General features: G+C 74.7%; 7 protein-coding genes. 4 read left to right on the top strand and 3 right to left on the bottom strand.

Going from position 1 to position 6,496, the window contains the following annotated elements:
- Nucleotides 1-96 precede the first annotated feature (96 nt).
- Together ACFV4G_RS37625 and ACFV4G_RS37630 are read right to left on the bottom strand one after the other, a co-directional pair.
- Complete coding sequence (locus ACFV4G_RS37625; protein WP_380447047.1) at nt 97-1,278, bottom strand: cytochrome P450; 1,182 nt, start codon at nt 1,276-1,278, stop codon at nt 97-99.
- A gap of 101 nt (nt 1,279-1,379) precedes the next feature.
- The gene (locus tag ACFV4G_RS37630; protein WP_380447049.1) at nt 1,380-1,715 is read right to left on the bottom strand and encodes a hypothetical protein; all 336 of its coding nucleotides are present in this window, start codon (nt 1,713-1,715) and stop codon (nt 1,380-1,382) included.
- Nucleotides 1,716-1,923: 208 nt separating this feature from the next.
- Here ACFV4G_RS37630 and ACFV4G_RS37635 point away from each other — a divergent pair, with 208 nt between their 5' ends.
- The 3 genes from ACFV4G_RS37635 to ACFV4G_RS37645 all read left to right on the top strand — a co-directional run bounded on the left by ACFV4G_RS37635 (nt 1,924) and on the right by ACFV4G_RS37645 (nt 4,224).
- Entirely contained in the window at nt 1,924-2,700 is a 777-nt protein-coding gene (locus ACFV4G_RS37635) for a hypothetical protein (protein WP_380447051.1), read from the top strand.
- A gap of 69 nt (nt 2,701-2,769) precedes the next feature.
- Nucleotides 2,770-3,366 (top strand): AAA family ATPase, encoded by a 597-nt coding sequence (locus ACFV4G_RS37640; RefSeq protein WP_380447053.1) that lies wholly within the window; start codon nt 2,770-2,772, stop codon nt 3,364-3,366.
- Between the two features lie 120 nt (nt 3,367-3,486).
- Nucleotides 3,487-4,224, top strand: a complete 738-nt coding sequence (locus ACFV4G_RS37645) for a hypothetical protein (protein WP_380447055.1) — start codon at nt 3,487-3,489, stop codon at nt 4,222-4,224.
- Nucleotide 4,225: 1 nt separating this feature from the next.
- On the opposite strand, the gene ACFV4G_RS37650 is transcribed toward ACFV4G_RS37645, so the two are convergent.
- Entirely contained in the window at nt 4,226-5,515 is a 1,290-nt protein-coding gene (locus tag ACFV4G_RS37650) for a HEAT repeat domain-containing protein (RefSeq protein WP_380447057.1), read from the bottom strand.
- 129 nt (nt 5,516-5,644) lie between these two features.
- On the opposite strand from ACFV4G_RS37650, the gene ACFV4G_RS37655 reads away from it, so the two are divergent.
- Nucleotides 5,645-6,364, top strand: a complete 720-nt coding sequence (locus ACFV4G_RS37655) for a hypothetical protein (RefSeq protein WP_380447059.1) — start codon at nt 5,645-5,647, stop codon at nt 6,362-6,364.
- The last annotated feature ends 132 nt before the right edge of the window (nt 6,365-6,496 follow it).

A 6,496-nucleotide genomic window follows, 5' to 3' on the forward strand; every position in this document is an offset into this window, starting at 1 on the left:
GCCGAGGCGGTCCTGGACGGCCGACGCCCGGACGGCCTCGAAGCGGGCCGGACGCTCGGCAAACACGCCCTCGGTCCCTGGGGCTAGCGTCGCCGCCTACGGCACGACGGGCAGCGACTCCAGCCCGTGGACGAGCCGCGAGTGCCGCCAGCGAAGTTGGTCGGCCGGCACGGCGAGGCGCAGGCCGGGGAAGCGGGCCAGCAGGACGCGCAGCGCGGTCGCCACCTCGGCGTGCGCGAGGGGTGCGCCGAGGCAGCGGTGGATGCCGTGGCCGAAGGCCAGGTGCGCGTGGGCGTCCGCCCGGTCCAGGTCGAGCCGGTCCGCGTCCGCGAAGCGGGCCGGGTCGCGGTTGGCGGCGCCCGGGCTGACGAACACCGGGCTGCCCGCCGGGACGTCCGTCCCGCCGATCCGGACCGGTTCGGGGGCCCAGCGCCAGGTGGCGACGGTGACCGCCGAGTCGTGGCGCAGGAGTTCGTCGACGGCGCCGTCGATCCGGCCCGGGTCCGTGTGCAGCAGCTCCAGCTGGTCGGGGTGCCGGAGCAAGGCCAGGACGGCGTTGCCGATGGCGGCGGTGGTCGTCTCGTGCCCGGCGACCAGGAGCAGCACCGCCAGCGAGACCAGTTCCCGCTCGGTCAGCCGGTCGCCGTCGCCGTCCCGGGCGGCGACCAGCGCGGAGAGCAGAGCGTCGTCCGGGGTGCGGCGCTTGGCCGCGACGAGCCCGGTCATGTAGTCGGCGAGCGCGTGGGAGGCGGCGTCGGTGCGGGCGTGGTCGCCGGCGGCGAACAGGTCCGTCGACCACGCCCGGACGGCGTCCCGGTCGGCGGCCGGGACACCGAGGAGCTGGCAGATCACCGTGACGGGCAACGGGACGGCGAGACCTGCGATGAGGTCCACCTCCTCCCCGGGCGTCCACGCGTCGAGGAGGGTGTCGGCGAGGCCGTGGACGTACGGGCGCAGGCGGTCGACGGCACCGGGGGTGAACGCCTTCGTGACCAGCCGCCGCAAGCGGGTGTGGTCCGGCGGGTCCGTGGCCAGCATGTTCTGCGAGACGGCGGGGTGGACGTCGCGCCCGGTCTCCTTGCCGGCGAAGAAGCGCGCGGTGTCCTTCGACAGCCCGGGATCGGCCAGCGCCTGCCGCGCCTCGGCGTAACCGGTCACGACGTAGCCGGCCCGGTGCCCGCTGCCCGGGAGCTTCTGCACGGCGGCTTGGCCGCGGAGCGCCGCGTACGTCGGGTACGGGTCCCGGAAGAATCCGGGGTCCTGGAGGGGCGTGCTCATGGTCGTCCGTTCGCGGTCGCAGGAGCCAGGGGAGGCCGCCGTGCCGGTCGGACGGCGCAGCGTGGGACCGAGCGTAGCGACGTCGGCTCCGCCGCGATCGTTCACCGGGCCCGCGGGCCACGGCGTTTGACGCCGTGCGGACGCCGGGACGGCGGACACCACAGTCGACGCCGCCGGGCGGACCGGCAGCGGACGGGGTTGTCGCAGCACTGCCGCAGGATGTGGACGCGCTGGCCCGGGCCTTGATGGCGGGACGGTCCTCCGGCCGCCGAACCGGCCGTCGGGATGGCGGCGATGAAGACGATCAGACCGGCGAGCAGCCCGATCAGCGCCGCGTCGCGGACGGATGCCGGAGTGATCCGCGCATGCCGCCGCCCGTGAGCCGCTCCGCCCGGCTCGGCCGGTACGTCGTCGTCCCGGGCCCTCCCACGGCGCATGCGGGCGCTCCTTCCGTTCCATTTTCTGACCGGGTCATGCCGAGAGTATCGATCTGCGTTCGCCTCGGCACGGTCGGCGTCGTCAGGACCTTCAGGGGGAACTCACCGGGGGAGCCGACAGCCGTACCGGTGACGAACCGGACGATGCCGCATCCTGACCGGACCTGATCGCACCTGACCGCACCACTGAGTCGAGAGGGAGACGCCGTTGCGTATCACCGACGCCCGCACGGGCCGGCACAGCGAGATCCGCCCCCGCCGGACCGGACTCCTGCGCGTGACCGTCGACGTGGGAGAGCAGGGCCGGCCGTTCCGGCTCGGCGATCTGCGCGCCCTGCTGGTCGGTGACGTCCTGGCGCGCACCTGCGAGACGCACGGCCTCCAGGTGCTGACCGAACTCGCCGTCCCGAACGGTTCCGACGGCCCGGACGAACAGCTCCGGGCCCTCCGCATCGCCGCCGACCGACTCGGCATCCACCCGCCCGCCCACCTGCACACGCGCGCGGACGCGCAGGACCGGCCGGTCGCCGACCTGACCGTCACCAGCCGCCCCGACGCCGAACCCGAACCGTCGGCCGCCCTCCTCCTGCTCACCGGTCCCGTGGCCGAGGACCTGCCGACCCCGGCCCTCACCCCCGAGGACGACCCCCTCGCGCTGCGCCTCGCCCTCCTCGAACACGCCGTCACCACCCCGGTCCGGCTCACCGCCGACACCCTGGCGGACGCCGCCGAGAAGCTGACCCGCTGGCGCGCGCTCGTCGCCGACCTCGCCTCCATGCCCTCCGGCGCGCCGGAGGCCGACATGGTCCAGGCGAGCTTCGACGGCCTCGACGAGGACCTCGACGCCCGGGTCGCGCTGCGCGCACTCGACGCCCTGGAGGCCCGCACCGACCTGTCGCCCGGCACGCGCTTCGAGACCTTCGTGCGGCTCGACCAGGTCCTCGCCCTCGAACTCGGCCGCGACATCGGCCGCGGGCCGCACTGAGCGCGCGCCCCCTCGCGTGGGGGCCAAAATCGGCGGCGGAGCACCGGCCGAACGTGACACGGTGGCGGCGTGAACCCACCGAGCTTCGAGCAGACGAGTCCCGCCGGCGGCCGGGTGATCCTCCTGACGGGCCCGCCCGGAGCCGGCAAGAGCACCGTCTCGGCGCTCCTCGCCTACCGCCTGACCCCGAGCGTCCACCTGCGCAGTGACGACTTCTGGCGCTACATCAAGCAGGGTCGGCTCCCGGCCTACCTGCCCGAGGCCCACCGGCAGAACCAGGTGGTCCTGGAGGTCCTGGTCGCGGCGGCGTTCGGCTACGCCGCCGGCGGCTACCACGTGGTGTACGACGGCGTCGTGGGCCCCTGGTTCATCGACCTCTTCCGCGCCGCGGCCAAGGAGCGTGCCGTGCCGCTGAGTTACGTCATCCTGCGCCCGGACGAGCACACCACACTGGACCGGGCGACGGGCCGCACCGGCGACGACGCCCTGACCGACCCCGCCCCGATCCGGTCGATGCACGCCCAGTTCAGCGACCTGGGCGCCTACGAGGCGAACGTCCTGGACTCCGGCCGACTGACGGCGGAGGCGACCGCCGACCGCGTCCTGGAGGGCCTCGCGAGGGGCACCTACCTCCTCGACCCCGACAGCCCGGTCCACAGCTCCTGACGATCGGGTCGGTTCCATCGGGGGGCAGCAGGACTCCGGCGTCATTATCGTCCGAGCGACGAGAAGTGTTATCGTCCATCTGACGTTAATGCTGAAGGCCGCCTGCCCCAGGAGGACGCCGTGGACGAACAACGGCCCTGCAACACCGTTTTCACGCCGGGCTGCGAGCGGGTGCTCGAAGGCCCTGACTGGTACCACCCGGAGGAGTGGATCGAGGACTGCGGCCGGCGAAGCGGGCCGAGCCTCCGGGACGACCTGCCGGAACACCTCCTGCGCACGCTCGCGGAGAGCCCGGCCTCCGACGTCCGCGTCGCGGTGCTGGCCCACCCCGACGTGCCGTCCGACCTGGTGGACCGGATGCTCGGCGATCCGGACTGGGACGTGCGGCGCGGCGCCGTCGGCCGGACCCGGGACGCCATAGCCCTACGGGCGGCGGCCCGCGACGAGTGGACCGTGCGCGTCGCCGTGGCCGCCAACCCCCATACCCCCGCCGAGCTCCTGAACGACCTCGCCCGCGACCGGGACCAGCAGGTGCGCGTCTCCGCCGTCTGCAACCCGTCGGCGCCGCCCGAGCTGGTCACCGCCGCCGCCCGTAAGCGGTTCGACCCCGTCGTCCGCCGGTGGGCCCTGTGGGCGACGACCAGCCGGCGGCTGATGCGGGCCGCGGCGACGTCCGCCGACACGGAGAACCGTCGCTGGCTGGCCGGCAACCGAAACCTCCCGCCCGACGTGCTCACGGCCCTCGCCGAAGACCCGTCACGCGACGTCCGCTACGCAGTGGCCACCAACCCGGCCTGCCCGCCGGACCTCCGGAATCGGCTTGAGGCCACGCTCGATCGCAGGGCGGGGGGCAACTGAGTCAGAGGTCTGCCCCGGCGTCCCGCACCACGGGATGCACGGGGCCGGTCGTGCAGTCCAGACGCCGACGGGCCGTTTCCCGGACTTCGCCCGCGAGCGGGTCGGCAGCGAGCACGGCGAGCCGCGCCCGCGCGGACGGCGTGTCGGGGGAGTGGTGGCAGGCGGCGTTCTGGACACCGGGTTCGCAGTCGTCGAGCCCCTCCTCGGTGAAGTCGTCCGCCGTTGCCACGGGTGCGCAGCCGCGCAGGCCTTCGAGGAACGCCTCACGCGCGTACGAGTGGATCGTCGACTCCCAGGCATGGACGAGGACCCCGGTTGCCCCGGCCGCGCCGAGCCTCCCGAGCCCACGGGCGGGGGACTCGGCTGCGCACCACTCGCCCTCGTCAATGGCCTTGATGAGGACGTCCAGGAGGTACGGGCCGTCCTCGGGTTCGCCGAACTCGGAGAGGACCGTGACGGCGAGTCGCCGGAGGGTGTCGTCGCTGCTGCCCGCCCACGCACGGGCTCGGGCGACGGCGGCGCCGCCGAGGTGGCGCAGGCCACGGGCGATGCCCGGTGCGTAGCCGGCCGCGTTTCGCAGGGTGGCGTCCTCGGCGAGGTCTAGGAGGACCAAGTCGCCGCGCCGGCCGAGCTCCTGGAGAGCGAGGCGGTTGCCACGCAGGACACCGAGCAGGTCGGCGGTCCCAGTGCCCGAGAGGTCGGGCGGAGCGGGGCGGTGGGGCGCTTGTGACTCCGTGTCACCGACCTCGCCGAGGAGACTCCGCACGCGCGGCTGGGTGCGCGCCCAGGACGCCCACGGTTCGGACAGCGTCTCCGCAGCCTTGGCGAGCTCGGCGTCGTCGCGGTGGGCGAGGACGTCCGCGTCGAGGCCGTTCCACAGCTCCGGGAGCGCGTCCCAGGCCGTGCTGTAAGCGATCGAAGCCAGCGCGGTGTCCCAGTGCCGGCCGTGTACGGCGTAGCGGCGCAGCACCGGCACCACGTCGTGGCACCCGAGGAGGGGCAGTTGTGCGAGGACGTCGAGAGCCGGTTCGATCCGGTCGGCGTCCTCGCCGTCGTAGGCGAGGACGAACCGTTCGATGGGTTCGAGCGGCAGCGCCAACCGGTGGATCAGCCGGGCGAGGTAGGCGGACCGCTCCTCGGTCTGCCGGTCCCACCGGCTGTCGGTGAGGACGCACGCGTACACGAGGTCGGCAGCGCCCGGGGTGCTCAGGGCGCCGGTGGCGCCGAGGCCCCGCCCCCGCTGGAGTTGGCCGAGGAGGGTGGACGGGGCGGCGTACGTGAATTCGCTCATCGGCGCACGAGCATTCCGTGATCGGGGCCCGGTCTCCAGCGGATTTCGGTGGTGGCCGGGTGCGGCTGCTTGTGTGATGGGATGTGCGCACGGGTCGGGGGAAGGGCGGGTGTGATGGGCGGGCATGGGATGCACGAGACCGATCTCGCGCCGCGATCGCTGCGGACGCGCGCCCTCGTGACGGAAACCGGTCGGGCCCGGGGGCTTCTGGCTGCCGGCGAGTGGCGTCCTGCCGTTGCGGACGCCGAAGCGGCCGCAGCCGTGCTGGCCCGCCTCGAAGCCCCGCTCCCGGCCCGGCGCGGGGCGGCACGCACGCTGGTGGCCGCGGACCGCGACCGGCGGCTCCAGCGCCTGCTGCGCACGACCCTCCACCACCTGGACGCGGGCGCCGTCAGCCCGCCCGCAGCGGCCCTCCTGGCCGCCGTCGCGCGCGCGTTCCTGCCCTGGTTCGCCACCCCGAACCCACCGGCCCCGGCAGCGGCCCGGGCGTACGGGACGCCGGCCGGCCCGGCCGCACCGCCGACGGAGGCCGGTGAGGCCCTGATCCCCGAACTGGCCTCCCTGTTCGCCCTGCTGGCCTCGACGAGCCGGCCCGGGACTCCGCCGATCACGCCCCCGGTCGAGCCCTGGCAAGCCCGGTACGCGGGCCGCTTCCGCCGTTACGGCAGACCCGCCCCTGGGGTGTGGACCGCCGAGACCGTCGCCTGTCCGGCCTGCGGAGGCACGGCCGGACCGTGGACGGTGGCCTGCGACTGGCGCCTGATCGCGCTGGGCTGCCCGTGCGGTGAGACGACCCGTGAACACGGCCTCGCCTTCTCCGAGGTCTGGCTTCTCCTGCCGGACGCGTGATCAGCCCGTGTGGGAGAACACAAAGCGGCGGGGGGGGGGGGGGGGCCCCCCGGGGCCCCCCCCCCCGGGGGGGGGCCCGCCCGCGCCGCCGGTTTGGGTGGTGGGGGGGGGGGGGATGACGCGCCAGCGCCC

It is taken from the genome of Kitasatospora sp. NPDC059747, from assembly GCF_042732955.1.
GTDB lineage: Bacteria > Actinomycetota > Actinomycetes > Streptomycetales > Streptomycetaceae > Kitasatospora.